Consider the following 16,142-nt stretch of genomic DNA (forward strand, 5'->3'; position numbering starts at 1 on the left):
GGCTCTCTATTGCGGCGCGGTTCCCTGGGGCCAGCGCCGCGCGAAGACGTTGTTGTCCCAGGCGACAGCGACCGCCGCGCCGCCGTTGAGCTTCATCCCTATCGCCTCGTAGATGAGCTGCGTTCCCGGGACATAGCCGAGCTCCTCGAGCGCCAGCTCGACCGGCCGTAGAACCCAGCGGACCAGGTAGACGCCCTCCTGGCCGAGCGGCCTGGCGATCATGTCGCCCACGGCGAACGTGGTCCCGTCGGGGCGCAGGGTGGTGACCGAGTACGCGCCCGCGAAATCTCCCGTCGGGCCGCTGATCTTGGTTCCGATCTCGCGCGCGAGCTCCCCCTCGTAGAGGGCGAGGGCGAAGGTGCCGTCGACATTGCCCGTCTGGAGATCGACGCGGAAGATGATGACGCCGCAGCTCGTCGGCGCCGACTGTTGCGGGTCGTTGATCTGAACGATCGGCATGGGGCTCCTTACCCTGATCCAACGTGCGCGGGGTACACTGCCGAGCTCGGGAGCGCAGGATCCGAGGCTCGGGTGTGAGGCAGCGCTCGAGATCCAGTCTGAACGGCACCTCGCAACGGCCGATCCTGCTCCGGGGAGCAGCGACCATGCCTCCGCGGACGGGCTCGCGCGATGAGCAGGGCACGCGGCGCGCGCAGGCGACGGTGGACTACGCCGGCCGCAGGATCTGCCGCACCGAGTCCACGTCCGCGACCCGGTGCAGCACCGGCTGGAGCCCGGCGCCCGGGGCCTCGCCGAAGGCGCCGCTCGCGGCGACGGCGCGGGCGCGCGGGCCGTCGAGCACGAGGAACACGTCCCGCAGGCCCCCGGCGCCCGGCGCGTCGATCACGTCGACGATGCGCGAGCGATCGAGGTGCAGCTCCTCGTCGCCGCGCTGGATGAGCACGCGCCGGTCGGTGATGAGGTACCGCGTCCGCGCCGCGAGCCGCGCCGGGCGCACCACCGACATGTAGAGCATCGCCGCGCCCGCGGCGACGAGCAGCACGATCGTGAGCGAGAGGGACGCGACGAGCGCCACGAAGGAGACGCTCTCCGGATCCATGCCCGCCGCGGTCACGATGCGGATGCTGCGCACGGCGTGCACCGCCGTGACCACCGCGAAGCCGCCGAGGAGCACGCCGAGCAGCACCGAGCCGACGCCGCGCAGGCCGTTCGGGAGCCACTTGTGCCAGCCGTCGGCCGGGTGCGCCGACCAGAGCACCCGCTCGCCCTCGTCGAGGCGCTGCGAGAGCAGGCGGTGACCGTCGCCCGCGGGCGCCGACGGGACGACGCCCCGGAGGATCGCCCAGACGCGATCCGGGGCCACGACGCCGGTCAGCACGATCGACAGCCGCCGCCGGAGGGCGCCGGTCGGCACCGCCCTGACGAGCTCGAGGTCGCCGACGCCGGGGTGCTTCGGGTTCCAGTGGATGCGCGCGTAGCTGATCGACCGCCGCTCGATGGAGCGCCGGAGCTTCCCGCGCTGCACGACGATGTGCCGATCGGTGAGCATGTACTCCAGCTCCGAGCGCCACCAGCGCGGCAGGTAGCTGAACGCCACCGCGAGGCTCGCCATCCAGGCCGCGAAGGCGAGCAGCTGGTTCGGCGACGCGTCGAGGGCCTTGCTCACGACCACGGCGGACGCGGTGCTGATCGCGGAGGTCACGCCGCACACCGCCGCCCCCACGAGGTAGAGCAGCGGCGTCGCGACGACCTTGGGGCGTCCGGACCAGAGCACGACCTCATCGAACACCGAGTCACGCATCTCGATGGAGCCTCCGTTCGGGGTGAGCTGGCCGGCGCCGCCCCCGCGCGCGAGGGCGACCACGTTAAGGTGAACCCGCCGGCCGGGGTCGTAAAGGGGGCTCTCGCCGTCGCGCCGCTGTACGACCAGAGCACCATCGGTGATCACGCGCACCACGCGCACGCGCGGCCGTCCTTCGCCGTACGCGCCGTACGCGCCGTACGCCGCGCGCGGGCGGAAGCGGCGCCCGGCCGTCCAGACGTTGCAGCGGCCGCCGCCCCGGCTCAGCGCCGCTGCGGCGCCGCGAGCTTGCGCAGGCGCTTCAACGTCTGTTCCCATTCCCTCTCGCACTGCGCTCGCCGCGCCTTCGCCAGCGGCAGCCAGTGATCGTTCCCGGGAGCGCGGGCGATGTAGGACTCCCACGCGGTCACGGCCTGCAGGTAGGCCTCCGCGCGTGCGGCGCCGAGCTCGGCGCTCCGCGCCGCGGCCCAGTGGCCGAGCGCCGCGTACCAGGCCTCGTCGTAGGAAGGCACGTAGAACCAGCCAGCGCCGTTGATCTGCTGGTCGGCCCGGTCATAGGTCCTCGCGAGCCGGATGCTCTCGATGCCTCCCTCCAGGTCGCCCGACCTGTCGAGCGCCACCGCGAGCCCCCAGAGCGTGGTCACGCCGTAACGGACCATGTCGAGCGACCCGAGGGTCGAGAGCGAGGCGCGGTACCCCTCGACCGCCGACGTGATGTCGCCGAGCGCCATGTAGGCCTCGGCCTGGTTCGCCAGCAGCAGCGCGCGCGAGGCCGCGTGCGGCTCGAGCACGAGCGCCTCGTCGTACGCCTCGATCTCGTCCGTGTACCTGCCGAGCCGCGCGTAGCAGACCGCCAGCGCGTGCCACGCGTCGGCCCGGAAAGGCGCCGGCGGATGGAGCCGCAGGAGCCCCTCGAGCGCCGCGACGGCGCCCTGCACGTCGCCGAGGTGCTCCAGGATGTCGGCGTAGCGCAGCCGCACCGAAGGGGTGCGCGAGGTCGCCGCGCCGGCGCGCTCGTACAGGGCGCGCGCCTCGCGCAGCCAGAGCGGGCCGATCTCCTCGACCCGCTCCAGGAGCGGCGAGCGACGGAGCTGGTCGTACCGCGCGAGGAGCGCGTCCGCCTGGGAGATGAGCTCCTCGCGCTCGTCGGCCGCCGGATCGAGCGCGCGGGACCAGACGGTCGGCGCTGCGCGGAGGGACCCCGCCGCGAGCGAGAACGCAAGGAGCGCCGCGGCGCCCGGCAGGAGCGAGCGCCGGGGCAGGGGCGAGCGCCGGGGCAGGGGCGAGCGCCGCGTCACCGCGCTCCTCCTGGGTTCGGCCGCGGCGGTGGCGCCGCGCTCCGCTCCTGCGGGCCGCGCGCGGCCGCGCCCGTCGCCGCGCGCGCGGGCCGGTGGCCCCCGCCGCCGCCTCGCCGGAGCGCGTCGAGGCGCGCGCGCGCCGCCGGGGCCCACGGCCCCTGGCCGCTGGCGCCCGACAGGTACGCCTCCCAGCGCGCTATCGCGGCCGCCGTCATGGTCCGCTCCAGCGCGAGCGCCTCGAGGGCGAGCCTGTCCTCCGGGACCGCGAGGTACTCGACGGTGCGCAGGCGCGCCGCCGCGCTGGCGAGGTCGTCCGCGGCCCGCTCGCGCGCGGCCGCCCCGGCGCTCCGATCTTCTGCCGCGCGCCCGCGCGGGGCCTCCAGCGTGGCCGCCTCGCCTTCGAGCGCGGCGTCCGCCTGGGCCTTGTCGCCGCCGCGGTCCAGCGCCAGCGCGAGCGACAGCGTGACGTCGCGGGCGAGCTGCGTCTGCGCGCGCAGGCGCGCCTCGCGCAGGTAGGCGATCGCTTCGTCGAGGGCCCCGCGGGCGGCCGCCTCTCCGTGCGCGCCGGCGGGCGGCCTCGCGCTCGCGTCGGCGACGGACGCCGCGCCCGCCGTGGCCATCGACAGGTGCGCCGCCTCGAGCAGCACGAGCGCGCGCTGGTCCGCGGTCCCGAGCAGATCGATCCGCGGGACGAGCGCGCGGTAGATCGCGATCGCCTCACCGCGCTTGCCGGTGCGGGCGAGCGAGCGCGCGAGGTCGTGCATCGTCTGCGGATCCTCGACGCTGCGGGGATCGACGCTCCGCGCCCGCTCGAAGGCGCGCGCGGCGTCCTCGGGCGAGCCGAGCGCGAGGGCGGCGCGGGCGAGCAGGACCTGGGGCGCGGCGTGCCCCGGGAGGAGCTCGTCGGCGAGGCGCGCCGACTCGCGCGCCGCCTCGGCGTCGCCGCCGAGCTGCGCCTGGCCGCGCGCGAGCAGGTCGCAGTAGCGCGGGAGCTCGGGCGCCCGCGCGCGCTCCCAGACGGTGGGCCCCCGGGCGATGGCCCGGCCGGACCGCGCCGAGCACTCGGGCGGGCGCCCCGCCGCCGCCGCCGCGGCGACCAGATCGCCGGCCTGTCCGGCGTGCGCGGCGAGCGGGAGGACGAGCAGGGCCGTGAGCAGCAGCGGGCCGAGGTGCACGGCCAGAGTGTACCAGGGAGGCGCACTGGAGGCTCATGCCGGGGCCGACGGCGCCGGGCTGCGATCCGGTTGATCGGGTGGGCGTCGGTCCGTTATGGTGCCCGAGGTGACAGCGTCGACGGGGGGCGTTCGCGGGTCGTGTATCGCTGGACTCCGCAGCCTTGGAGCCTGAGGAGGATCGACATCATGGGCGAGGTGATTCGCAAGGATGCGCCAGCGGACGACATCATCGGTGACGTGCGCGCGACGCTCCAGAGCGCTTCCGCGAAGGGCGGGCCCCTCCGGGAGCTCGCCGAGCAGCGGCTCGTGCCCGTGCTGACGCTCTTCGACGGGGTGGAGGCCCAGCGCAACGCCGCGCGCTCCGAGGCGGAGCCGCTGCTCGCCAAGGTCGAGGCCGAGTCCGCGCGCGCCGACGACGCGCTCGGCAAGGTCGCCGACGACGTCTGGAACGCCGTGGGCCGCCCCTCCGCGGATCCCGCGCTGTCGATCCTGTTCCCGGGCGGCGTCGCCTACTTCGCCGACAACGAGGACGGCGACCTCACGGGGCAGCCGGATCGGCTGGAGGTGCTCGCGCAGCTCCTCGGCTCCGGGATCCACCCGAAGCTCAGCCTGGACAAGGCGCAGGCCGCGGCGGCCGAGGTGAAGTCGGCGGCGGCGGCGGTGCGCTCGACGGTCGAGGCGACCCGGCTGCCGCTCGAGCGGCTGAGCGTGCTCGACCGCATCCGCGCCTCGGTGGCGAAGAGCGCGCACATCGAGCTGGTGCACCTGAAGCGCCTCTACAGGGCCGCTGGCTTCAGCGAGGCGGAGATCCACGCGGTCATCCCGGATCGCGGCCGGGCACGGCGACGCCTGTAGCGCGCCGCGCCCTTCCCCGTAGGCCCGTCAGAAACCCACCGGCTGCTTCCCGCTCATTTCGAGCGTGGGGCGGCGACGCGCATGTCCCCCTCGCCAGGCGCCTTGGCGCGAGCGAGCCCTATCGGGCCGGCCTCAGGGGCGGGGGTACGGGCTGGGCGCGCCGAAGCCAGGCGGCGTGCTGCGGCCGTAAACCCCGTAGTAGGGGGAGGCGGCGGGCGAATAGGGCCCGTTGGCGCCGAAGTAGACGGGGCCGTAGGAAGGCGCGTTGTTGGCGAAGCCGCCGCCGTAGTTGCCGTAGTTGCCGTAGGTTCCGTAGTTACCGTAATTGCCGTAATCGATGTAATTACCGTAGGTGCCGTAATTGCCGGAATAGGGAACGCCAGATGGATAGCCGCTCTCCGGAATGTACGGGCTGCCGATGAGCGCGAGGAGCGATGTGGCGAACGAGAGGTTACGCTTCGTGGCGCTCAGGACCTCCGGGACGAGGTGAGAGAGCCCCGGGTGCAGCTCGGGCCCCACGATGGCCATCTGTTCCTGGAGATGGGCGAGGAACTCCCGGTGTCGATAGATCTGAACGTTGACGAACGTCCAGTCGAAGCCGGGCCCCGCGAGCCCGTCGAGCTGCTGTCGATCCGCCGTGCCCTGCTCGATCAGCGACAGGCTGATCTCGTTGTCCACCGGCGCCATGCCCATCTGCGTGAGCGCGAGCGCGAGCTGCTGGCTCGCGGCGGTGTGATAGTCGAACAGCTGCGCGGCGAGCTCGACGACGTGCGCGTCCGACGCCTTGGCCCGGGCCATCTGCGCGTCGGTGATCTCGGTCGCGTTGAAGGCGGCGAGCACGGCGGCGAGCTGCGGCATGCTGAGCGAGAAGGCCTGTGACGTGGAATCGACCGCCTCCGAGCTGTCCTCGTCCGCCGCCACCAGAACACCGTCTTCCGCCGCGACGGAGCAAGCGCTGGTTCCCGCGAGCGCGAGGGCTGCCATGCATGCAAAACGAAGAGAATCGACTCGAATGTTCATAGTTCCCCCATGTCATTGACGGAAGCGGGGCCGGCGCTGGAGCGCTCGGCGGTGATGCCTGGCCCGCCCCGTCACGTATCTTGAACCGTTGTTGGGCGGCGCAAGCCGCGAGAACATCAAATAGTCAATTCTCACCAGCGCGCAGGATCGGCTGAATCGTCCGTGCCGCGCGACGGACCGGCGCAGAGGTGCCACCTATCGACGTCGATGAACGGACGCGGGCGCCGCACGGGCGGCGGGCCTGGAAACCTTGCGCGAGGGCGGGCGGAGGCCGGGAGCGGCGCTGTCGGAGGATCAGCGTGGTGCCATGTCCGGGCTCGACGGAGATCGCAGGACGGAGTTCGCCGCTTTGCTGGAGGACGGGCCCGGAATCGGGCTCTTGGTCACCGTCACCTGGCACCGCCACCCGGCCCCGGGGCGGGAGCAGGACGTCAGTCGGAGGTCCTGGCCGGTTTGCGGGCCAGGACGCCGACGGTGCCGTAGTAGACACCCCACGCCGACGGATCGGCCGCGAACCGGGCGTAGCCGGCGAGATCTTCCGCGCTGACCCGCCCTGTCGCGAGGTACCTGTGCTGGAGCTGGGTGGCTGAGATGCTCATGATCTCGGACAGCGGGTGACCGCCCGGGCACAGCGGCGCCTCGTTCTCGACGGCCTCGATGGCGAGCCCTCGCGACGTCAGGATCGCGGGCAGGCGCAGGCCGAGGCCGGGGTCCTTGCCGTCGGCCTCGAACATCGCGAGGATCGACCGATTGACCCGATCGAACGCCTCGATATCCGGACCGGAGGCGCCCCTCGCCGCGGTGAAGTCAGGCTCCTCGAGCACCAGGTGGCCGCCGGGCTTCAGCGCTGCGAGCATGGCGTCGAGGAGATCCTGGAAATCCGCGTTGTGGATGAGCACGTAGCGCGCGTGCACCAGATCGAAGCGCGCCGCGTGGAAATTGAGCTGGCGGATGTCGCCCTCGATGATCCGGACCCCGGGCGGCGGAGAAGCGTCCATGAACCCGACATCGAGGTCGACCGCGACCACCTCGCCCTCGAGCCCCACGCGCTCTGCCATCCAGCAGGCGATCGAGCCGGCGCCGGCTCCTACCTCGAGGCAGCTCCAGCCGGGCCCCATCCCGGACGCCTTGAGAAGGCGCCGGCTGCCGGGGTCGAAGAAGCCCTCGATCCGCCGCAGGCGCTCCAGCTCTCGCGCACGCTCCGAACCCGCAAAGACGTAGCTGTCCTCGGCCATAGGAATGGACAGAATAGTCCATCCCGTGGAGGAAAAGCGAGCTTCTCCCTGCTGACTTCGCCCGACCTTCTTCCAGCGTCATCCATCTGTTGAGCGGCGCACAGCGGCTGAGCTGTTCGGCCCGGGCTGTAAAGCGCGCTTGTCCCGACGATATGTCCAGACGACTTCAAGGGAGCGGAGCGCGCCGTCACCGCCAGGCGTCCACGCGAGCAGCCTTGGGCGGAGCCACAAGAGGCCCGGCGCGGCGGGCGCGAGGGCTGCGAGCCCGGCCCGAGGAGAGACAGCAAGGCGAGCTGTGGGCCCGCGCTGCCCACGAAGATGTCTCGCCGAGGCGTCCGTGCCAGGCGAACGATGGCGCGCGCCACGCGTTCAGGTGAGACGATCGGGGGCGTGTCCCTGGGCGCGCGCCCCGCGTAGTTGCCTGCGTGCCGAAAGAGCGGGGTGTCGACCGTCGCCGGCACGACGGTGCAGACATGGATGTAGCGGGCGCGCAGCAGCCTGAGCTCCTGCCTCAGACTACCCCTCCGACGTGCGCCGCGCTGCGAGCGGCCGCGCGCGGGCGCAGCGCGGCGGTCACAGGTGGCCCTTTCGCAATGCAATCGCCGGGCGAGCCGCGGCGAGGGCGGTTTGCGCGGCGCGTGTGGATCGATTCGCTCGCTCCGTGACCGGCTGAGCGCCTGTCGTCGAGCGCGCGCCGGCCGGCGTCAGGCGTTGTTCATGTCTCGAGGGCATATCGGCCTTCGATCGGGCGCGGCCCGATGCGTTGTTCCGGCGTCGTCTCGATCCCGAGCACCGGATTCGGCCCCAGCATGTCGAGCGCGGGACGCTACGCCGCCAGGCACCGGAGGCGGCCTTCGCGCATGGGCGCGTCCGCATCGCCGGCGGCTCGGCACGAACCGCAACGCAAACGACCTGGGAGACACATCATGCGAAGCATGTTTCTGGTAGTCCTGACCGCGCTGCCGCTCATGGCCTGCGGGGGCAATAAAGGCGGACAGGCGGCCTCGCCGGCGCCCGCACCGACCGGCGGAGAGACCCCCGGCGCGCCCGAGAGCGGAACGCCAGGCACAGGCACGATGCCTGGAACTGAAGGAGAGATGGGAGAGCCAGGCACAGGCGCCCAGGGCGCGCCAGGCACCCAGGGCGGCACGCAGGAGTGGGGCAGCGGCACGCAACGCAGACCGGGCAGCGGTACTGGCGGCACGCCGGGAGGCACGCCGGGCACCGGCGGCACGACGGGCGGCACGCCGAGCACGGGCGGCACGCCGGGCACGGGCGGCACGCCGGGCAGCGGCACCGGCGGAACGCCGGGGGGCGGGGCTTACGCGCCGCCGAGCGGCGGAACCGGTACGCCGGGCGGGACCACCACGCCGGGCGGCGGCAGCGGCCAGCGGGGCGGCACGCCCGGCGGCGGAAGCAAGAGCGGCGGCTCCCACACGCATGGGGGCGGCTCGGGGCAGTAATTCTCAAGGTATTCCCGCCTCATCTCCCATCGCAGCGACCGACCCTGCGCAATCTCCCGCGCGATCGCGCAACCCTCGGCTCGACCTCCCGCGCGATCGCGCAACCCTCGGCTCGACCTCCCGCGCGATCGCCCGCCGCGACTGCCGCGTCGCGCGCGATCCGGCGGTGAGTCGGGCCGAGATCGTGGGGCGAGCGCGGATGGCGTGAGAGATGCCTGACTCCGCGGCGACAGCGGCGGGGACTACCCGGTCCGGTCGGCTGTCTCATCCCGGATAACGGTTCACGCCCACACGCCGAGCGCGGTAGGGCGATCACAGGGCGGAGACTACGCATTCATGGACGCGACGACTCGCACGGACGTGCCAAGGACTCATGTTGTCCTCGTACCCGGTTTCGGTGGCTTCGATGCCCTGGGATCGCTTCAATATTACCATGGCGTGACCGAGGCGCTGCGCGGCTGGAAGGGCGCGATGTACGACGCCCCGCTCACGCTGCACTACTTTCCGAACGTGCCCACGGCCGCCATCGAGACGCGCGCGCGGCTCCTCCTCGACTGGCTTCTGGAGCGGTACAAGCGCGGGATCCTCCGCCTGAGCCGCGGCGATTCCCTCCACCTCGTCGGACACTCCACCGGCGGCATGGATATCCGGTGGATGATGAAGCTCCTCCACGATCACGCGGAGCACGCGGCGGACGGCGCGCAGGTCGAGGAGCTGCCGGCGGAGCTGATCATCGAGAGCATCTCCTCGGTGCAGTTCCTCTCCACGCCACACCGGGGCTCGAACCTGGCCCACCTGTTCACCCGCTGGTCCGGCGAGCTCCAGCTGCTCGCGACGGTGCTGTACGAGACCTGCCGCGCCCTGCGGCTGCCGGGCTCGCGCTTCCTGGCCAGCTCGATCAAGCGGCTCGGGTGGTCCGCCGGCTGGATCGACGCGCTCCTCGACACGACGAGCTTGCTCGGCTCCTTCGATTCGACGGATGGCCTGGTCCGCGCGCGGGCGAGGGCCAGCTACTTCGATACGCTGAGGTGGCTGAACGACGCCTCGGACGACTTCGGCGCCATGGCGGACCTCGATCCGGCCCGTCACGTCGAGGACCTTCTCCACGCGAAGATCTTCAGGACGACCTACGGGCACGTGCGCGTCCGATCCATCGTGACAAGGGCCGAGCCGCACCCGAGCGCGCCTGATTGGGATCTGTTCAAGATCTGTCACCGGTGGACTGCGCACAACCCAGGAGCGGAGCTCGGTCCGGACTGCTCCGTTCGCAGGCTCGACGCCGCAGGCAGCGTGGCGCTCGTCCGTGCGCACAACGATGGCATCGTCAACTCCGTATCCATGGTGTGGCCCACGCCGGAGGAGAGCGTCTACGTCGACGCGGACCACGCGGACATCATCGGGCACTACGGCGATTCGGACGCGCCGGACGAGGACGTCGTGAGCCCTGGCCGCGACTACAAGCGATACGGCCTCTTCATGTCCAGCTCCGGCTTCGGCCGCGAGCGGTTCCTGGACGTGTGGCGGTCGGTCCGCGGCTTTGCGCTCGCCGCCGAGTCGGGTCGGGAGAGAGAGGCGCGCTCTTCCCGGGTCGTCCTGCCGGTGTTCTCCGCGAGGAGGACCGATCCCGAGGCCGGCGCCGCCGCGGACAGCACGCCGGCGCCTCGCTCCGAGGCGAGCGTCCCTTCGTCGATCCGTGGAGCCGAAGGCGCCGCGCCGTGAGCGACGCGCGGGAGGAGGGCTCCACGAGGGGCCTCCCCGCGCGGCGAGCCCGCTTTCTCAGGCGAACGCGTTGCGCCGGACGATGGTCGCCTCGCGGTCCGCGCCGACGGAGACGACGTCGACCGGCACGCCGGTCTCCTTCTCGACCATCTCCACGTACTGCCGCGCCGCCGCGGGCAGCTCGGTCATGGAGCGGGCGGCGTCGATGGACTCGCTCCACTCGGCCACCGTCTCGAGCACCGGCTTGGCCGTCGCGATGTCGTCGATCGGGAACTCCCGGGTGCGCCCCGACGGCGTGTCGTAGGCCACGCACACCTTGAGCTCCGGCATGCCGGTCAGCACGTCGAGCTTGGTGAGCGCGATCCCGTCGAGGCCGTTCACCCGCGCGGCGTAGCGCAGCGCCGGCAGGTCCAGCCACCCGGTCCGCCGCGGCCGGCCCGTCACCGAGCCGTACTCGCCGCCGACCGACCGGAGCCGCTCGCCGAGCTGGCCCTCGAGCTCGGTCGGGAAGGGCCCCTCGCCCACGCGCGTGCAGTACGCCTTGGCCAGGCCGAGCACGCGGCGGATGCGCGTCGGGCCGACCCCGGCGCCGACGCACGCGCCGCCCGCGATCGCCGACGACGATGTCACGAACGGGAACGTGCCATGGTCGATGTCGAGCAACGTCCCCTGCGCCCCCTCCAGGAGCACGCGCTCGCCGCGGCGGAGCGCGCCGTCGATGAGCTGCGACGTGTCGGCGAGCAGCGGCGTGATGCGCTTCGCCAGCGGCGTGAGCTCGTCGAGGATCGCGTCGAGCGACGGCGGCTCGCCGCCCAGGGCGCGCAGCGTCGGCGTCCAGGCCTCGATCGAGCGCGACACGAGCTGCGCCAGCCGCTTCATGTCGCGCAGATCGCCGAGCCGCGCCCCGCGCCGCGACGCCTTGTCCTCGTAGCAGGGGCCGATGCCGCGCTTGGTCGTCCCGAGCCGCACGCCGTCGGCCGCCGCCGCCTCGCGGAGCGAGTCCACGAGCGGGTGGAACGGCAAGATCAGGTGCGCGCGATCCGAAACGAACAGCCGCCCCTGCGTCGAGCAGCCCCGCGCCTCCACCGCGTCGATCTCGGAGACGAGCACCCCGGGATCGACCACCATGCCCTGCGCCATCACGCAGCGGGCGTTCGAGCGGAGGATGCCGCTCGGGATGAGCCGTACGATGAGCTTCTCCCCGCCCACCACCAGCGTGTGGCCGGCGTTGGGCCCGCCGGCGTAGCGCACCACGAGGTCGGCGCTCTCCGTATAAAGGTCGACGACCTTGCCCTTGCCCTCGTCGCCCCACTGTGCGCCGACGATCACGATCGCGGTCATTCCGAAGCTCCTCTTGGATCACGTGGCCCGGCCTCGGCCCGCTCGTCACTCCGAGCGGCTCCGTCCGGGTCCAGGTTCGCCTTTACCCCAGGCTCGCTTGCCGAGCGAGCGTCTACTTGCCGCCCGGACGTCCTGCCCCCGTCTTCAGCACGATCGCCTGGGCCGCCGCGGCGTCGTCGAGGGCCGCCGGGACCTCGCCCGCGCTCGTCGCGGCCTCGCCGCCGCCGGATGTCGCCTCGACAACGAGCGCACCGTCCCGCTCGCGCACCAGGTGGGAGAACCGCCAGGACAGCGCGTACCCCTCCGGATCCTGGTCCGGCGCGTGCGCAACGGCCGGGAGACCCAGCCCCCGCAGGGCCGCCGCGAGCGACGAGGCGCGCTCCGGCCGCACAGCGACGAGCACCCGCAGCGCCGGCTCGTCCGCTGCGCCCGCGACGTCGCGCGCCCAGGCGATCGCGTCGAGGTTCAGCGCGAAGCCGACGGCCGGCATCGGCAGGCCGAAGCGGGACAGCAGCATGTCGTAGCGCCCGCCCGCCGCGATCGCCTCCCCGGGGCCATCGGCGAGCACGTGGAAAATTGCACCCGTATAGTACGCCAGACCGCGGAGCTCGCCGAGGTCGACCCGGAGCGCCGGGCCGAGCTCGGGGCTCGCCCGCGCCGCGTCCCAGAGCGCGCGGAGCTCGGCGAGCGGCGCCTCGGCGGGCGTGCCGGTGAGGAGGCTCGTGGCGCGGTCGAAGACCGCGGCGCCGTCCGGGTCAGCCGCGCCGCCGCCCGCGAGGTCCGGCAGCGCGGCGATGGCCGCGACGATGCGGCGCGGGACGTCGGCGGCCTTCGGGCTCGCGAGCACGGCGGCGAGGCGGGAGGCGTCCTTCAGCTCGAGCACCTCCGAGAGCTCGGCCGCGAGCCCCGCCGGGACGGCGTCGAGCAGCGCGCGCGCGATCATCGCGTGGCCGAGGTCCACAACGAAGTGCTCCAGGCCGGCCTCGCGCACCGCGGAGGCGGCGAGGCGGAGGATCTCGAGCTCGCCGGCGAGCGTGCCGACGCCGTAGAGCTCGACGCCGGCCTGCGGGATCTGCCGGTGGCGCCGCGCACGCCCCTGGCGGCGGCGGAGGACGGTGCCCTCGTAGCAGAGGCGGATGGGGCGGGGCGCGTCCGCGAGCCGCGTGGCCACGAGCCGCGCGATCTGAGGGGTCATGTCCGGGCGGAGCGCCGCCACCTCGCCCGACTCGGGCTCGATGAAGCGCAGCACGTCCGCGGCGTCGAGCGTGCCGAGCCCGCGCTCGAGCACCTCGGCGAACTCGAACGCCGGCAGCGAGACCGGCTGGTAGCCGCACAGAACGAAGTGATCGAGCACACGCTTGGCGAGCGCGCGCCGGCGCCGCGCCTCCTCGGGGAGGAGATCGCGCATGCCAGCGGGCAGCGGGTGCGCCAGCGCGCGCGGCGGGGCGGAGGCGGACGGCGTTGACCGGTCCACCTCGGGCGTCGGAACGTGGCTGTTTCCCCCTCGGGGGGCTTCCCATCGCGGAGCGTCGCTGGACATCGTGGCCCCGCTTATACCGGCTGAGCACGCGGTGCGCACGTGGCGCGCACGTCCGTTGAGCTTGCCGTGGCAAGGCGTTTGCTGGTCGGTGCGCACCACCGGGCCCGTGGGCCGGAAGCGCACGCGGCGCCCTCGACGGAGAGATGGCTCATGGCTCTGACCGCCGTTCCGACCGATGTACCGAGCGCCAGCACCAGGCCTGAGACTCCTCTGGCGCCGTGCGGTCTCACCCCGCCCGGCGCGGTCGGGTCGCGCCCGTCGCCCCGCGCCGCGAGCGCGGGCCCGTTAGCCGAGGTCATCTGCCGCGCGAAGGACGGTGATCGGGAGTCGCTCGACGAGCTCACGCGGCTCATCCGCCCGCACGTGGAGCGGCAGCTCGCGCGCTACCCCGTGTCCGACGAGGATCGGCTCGACCTCGTGCAGTCGACGCTGCTGCAGGTGGTGCGGACGATCCGCTCGTTCCGCGGCGACTCGAGCTTCACGACGTGGCTCTTCCGCGTGACGGCGAACGAGGCGCTCATGCTGATGCGGTCGCAGCGGCGGCAGCGCGCGCGCATCGTCGAGGGGCTCGACTTCGAGGAGCTCGGCCTCTTGCCGACGATGCGCAGCACGATCGGCGAGGACGACGCCGCGTCCGCGGCGGAGCGGGAGGCGTACGTCCGCGAGGCGCTCTGCGAGCTGCCGGACGACTACCGCGACGTGGTGCTCGCGCACTACCACGAGGACCTCGGCCTCCAGGAGATCGCGCAGAAGCTCGCCGTGAGCGAGAGCGCCGTCCGCTCGCGGCTCCACCGGGCGCGCGTGCGCCTGCGGGCGATCCTCAACGCGACCGCGTTCGGGCGCGAGATCGCCGAGGGCGTCGCGGCCTGAGGGGCGCGCGGGCGACGACGTCCTGCGCGTGCGGCGGGGAGAGAGGCTGACCGCGCGTGCAGCTCGGCCGCGCGCGCAGATCCGACGCGCACGCCGATCCGACGCGCGCGGGTGTGCAGCTAACGAACGGTGGAGAGCCGGACCGTCGCGTCGCGCCAGCGGCGGAGGACGTCCCAGAGCTCGCCCATGGTACGGAGGAGCACGTCGGGGCGGGCGTCGAGGAGCTCGTCTTGCGACGCGAAGCCGCCGAGGACGGCGATCGACCGCGCGCCCGCGCGGCGCGCGCACTCGATGTCCTGGGGGCCGTCGCCGACCATCACCATCTTGTGCGGCTGGACGCCGAGGCGCGCCGCGAGGTGGAGCAGCGGCGCCGGATCCGGCTTCTTGTCGGCGACGTCGCCGCCCGCGACCACCGCGCGGAAGCGCGCGCCGACCCCGAGCGCGGCGAGCACCGCGTCGGTGGTCGAGCGCGGCTTGTTCGTGCAGATGCAGAGCGCGAGATCGCCGAGGTCCGAGAGCCTCTCGAGCATCTCCTGCGCGCCGGGCATCCAGCGCGTGAAGTCGAGCGGGTGCCGCGCGTAGTACTCGAGGAAGTGCCGGAGGAGCTCCTCGACGCTCTCGGAGGTCTCGGGGAGCCTGGCCGCGCGCGCACACAGCGCGCGCGCGCCGTCGCCCACGTACCGGACGATCACCTGCCCTGGCAGCGGGGCCCGGCCCGTCGCCACGAGCGCATGGTTCACCGCCGCCACGATGTCGCCCCGGCTGTCGATTAGCGTGCCGTCCAGGTCGAACACGACCACCGTGGGAGTGAGCATCGCCGCAGAGCCTACGCCGGCGCCTTCGCTGACGGAAGGTACGGCGAGCACCGCGATGTCATAGAAACAGGACGTGGTGTCCGTTAATCACAACTCTGTGTATTAAAAAATTGACATTGACCACCGGGTCAGTTACGAGTTCGAGGTGTCAGCAACCCCGACAGGGATCGCTGGCACCTCGAACCAGCGCGGCCGCGACGTCGGCGCCGCGAGCGCGGAGCGAGGCGAAACCGCGAGGAAACAGAGCCAGGGCCGCGCGCGAAGCGGCGCAGGCGTCCGGCCATGCGCGGCCGGATGTGTGGCGGGCGGAGCTCGTCTCCTGCGGAAGGTCGCGCTGCCTCGGAGGGCGAGATGACGTTCAAGAAATGGAACGCGGCGATCCTGCTGACTGGCCAGGCGCTGATCGCGGGCTGGCTGGTGCTCGATGCCGTGAGCGGTATCGGATAGCCCGATGGGCAAGGGGCAGCCTCAGATCACCAACGTCATTCGCGCGCTGAGGTTTCAAGCGAGCGAGATGACGCAGGCGGAGCTGGCCGAGAAGGTCGGCGTCACCCGTCAAACCATCGTCGCCATCGAGCACGGCCGCTACTCGCCCTCCCTCGAGGTCGCCTTCCGCATCGCGGCGGCCTTCGGCGTGCCGCTCGAGCACGTCTTTCAGTGGAAGGGCGGCGCGTCGGGCGAGCGGGGTTGAGCCGCGCGCCCGTCGGGTGCCAGCGCCGGCGGCAGCGTGCGCGCGGTGCGCGATCATCCATCGACGCTATCTGCTCGAGCGAATGGCCGAGGCCCACGCCGGTGTCGAACAAGGGCACAAGAGAGGAAGCGTCGTTGTGATCACGAGCGTCGGCGACGACGAAGGCGCGGCGCGCGCGGCCGTGCTCAACGCGTGAGGTGACGCGGATGCGGTATGGAGAGCCCACGTCCGGCGCGCTCGTGCGCGTCGATGTGCACTAAGGACCGCAATTTGCGCTGGTGCGGCGCTCGCTCGCGGCGCACGCCCGGTGCAGCTCTCCACGAGGTCCGCGCGGTCACCCGTGCTGCTGCTCGGCGCT

The 16,142-nt window shown here is 72.8% G+C and carries 14 protein-coding genes; 5 read left to right on the top strand and 9 right to left on the bottom strand.

From position 1 onward, the window contains the following. Positions 1-6: 6 nt before the first annotated feature. From WMF19_RS50100 to WMF19_RS50115, 4 genes are all read right to left on the bottom strand, one after another. Positions 7-459, bottom strand: a complete 453-nt coding sequence (locus tag WMF19_RS50100; RefSeq protein ID WP_437896846.1) for a hypothetical protein — start codon at positions 457-459, stop codon at positions 7-9. Between the two features lie 208 nt (positions 460-667). Next, a complete protein-coding gene (locus WMF19_RS50105; protein WP_437896847.1) occupies positions 668-2,080 on the bottom strand; it encodes a hypothetical protein in 1,413 nt (470 codons plus the stop codon). Next, positions 2,026-3,060, bottom strand: a complete 1,035-nt coding sequence (locus WMF19_RS50110) for a tetratricopeptide repeat protein (RefSeq protein ID WP_437896848.1) — start codon at positions 3,058-3,060, stop codon at positions 2,026-2,028. Before WMF19_RS50110 ends, WMF19_RS50105 begins: the two co-directional genes overlap by 55 nt. Further along, positions 3,057-4,235, bottom strand: coding sequence for a hypothetical protein (locus WMF19_RS50115; RefSeq protein WP_437896849.1), 1,179 nt, complete (start codon positions 4,233-4,235; stop codon positions 3,057-3,059). The genes WMF19_RS50110 and WMF19_RS50115 overlap by 4 nt, the downstream gene beginning before the upstream one ends. A 186-nt stretch (positions 4,236-4,421) precedes the next feature. On the opposite strand from WMF19_RS50115, the gene WMF19_RS50120 reads away from it, so the two are divergent. Beyond that, entirely contained in the window at positions 4,422-5,090 is a 669-nt protein-coding gene (locus WMF19_RS50120; RefSeq protein ID WP_272096606.1) for a hypothetical protein, read from the top strand. Between the two features lie 132 nt (positions 5,091-5,222). On the opposite strand, the gene WMF19_RS50125 is transcribed toward WMF19_RS50120, so the two are convergent. After that, a complete protein-coding gene (locus tag WMF19_RS50125) occupies positions 5,223-6,074 on the bottom strand; it encodes a DUF4142 domain-containing protein (RefSeq protein ID WP_437896850.1) in 852 nt (283 codons plus the stop codon). 467 nt (positions 6,075-6,541) lie between these two features. Next, entirely contained in the window at positions 6,542-7,345 is an 804-nt protein-coding gene (locus tag WMF19_RS50130) for a class I SAM-dependent methyltransferase (protein ID WP_437896851.1), read from the bottom strand. Positions 7,346-8,271: 926 nt separating this feature from the next. On the opposite strand from WMF19_RS50130, the gene WMF19_RS50135 reads away from it, so the two are divergent. Next, complete coding sequence (locus WMF19_RS50135) at positions 8,272-8,808, top strand: hypothetical protein (protein WP_437896852.1); 537 nt, start codon at positions 8,272-8,274, stop codon at positions 8,806-8,808. Positions 8,809-9,246: 438 nt separating this feature from the next. Next, a complete protein-coding gene (locus WMF19_RS50140; protein WP_437896853.1) occupies positions 9,247-10,527 on the top strand; it encodes an esterase/lipase family protein in 1,281 nt (426 codons plus the stop codon). Positions 10,528-10,584: 57 nt separating this feature from the next. Here WMF19_RS50140 and WMF19_RS50145 read toward each other — a convergent pair whose 3' ends face one another. Together WMF19_RS50145 and WMF19_RS50150 are read right to left on the bottom strand one after the other, a co-directional pair. Then, positions 10,585-11,868 (bottom strand): adenylosuccinate synthase, encoded by a 1,284-nt coding sequence (locus tag WMF19_RS50145; protein ID WP_437326509.1) that lies wholly within the window; start codon positions 11,866-11,868, stop codon positions 10,585-10,587. 112 nt (positions 11,869-11,980) lie between these two features. After that, the gene (locus WMF19_RS50150) at positions 11,981-13,342 is read right to left on the bottom strand and encodes an ATP phosphoribosyltransferase regulatory subunit (protein WP_437896854.1); all 1,362 of its coding nucleotides are present in this window, start codon (positions 13,340-13,342) and stop codon (positions 11,981-11,983) included. Between the two features lie 216 nt (positions 13,343-13,558). Between WMF19_RS50150 and WMF19_RS50155 the strand changes: the two genes are divergently transcribed. Next, a complete protein-coding gene (locus WMF19_RS50155; RefSeq protein ID WP_012241508.1) occupies positions 13,559-14,278 on the top strand; it encodes an RNA polymerase sigma factor in 720 nt (239 codons plus the stop codon). Positions 14,279-14,397: 119 nt separating this feature from the next. Here the strand turns inward: WMF19_RS50155 and WMF19_RS50160 are convergent, their stop codons facing one another. Further along, positions 14,398-15,093 carry an HAD family hydrolase gene (locus tag WMF19_RS50160; RefSeq protein ID WP_437326511.1) on the bottom strand — a complete coding sequence of 232 codons (696 nt, stop codon included), beginning with the start codon at positions 15,091-15,093 and terminating at the stop codon, positions 14,398-14,400. Positions 15,094-15,544: 451 nt separating this feature from the next. Here WMF19_RS50160 and WMF19_RS50165 point away from each other — a divergent pair, with 451 nt between their 5' ends. Further along, positions 15,545-15,784: a helix-turn-helix transcriptional regulator gene (locus WMF19_RS50165; RefSeq protein WP_437896855.1), complete on the top strand. Its 240-nt coding sequence runs from the start codon at positions 15,545-15,547 to the stop codon at positions 15,782-15,784. Positions 15,785-16,142: the final 358 nt, after the last annotated feature.

It is taken from the genome of Sorangium sp. So ce124 (assembly GCF_051525235.1).
GTDB classification, from domain to species: domain Bacteria; phylum Myxococcota_A; class Polyangia; order Polyangiales; family Polyangiaceae; genus Sorangium; species Sorangium atrum.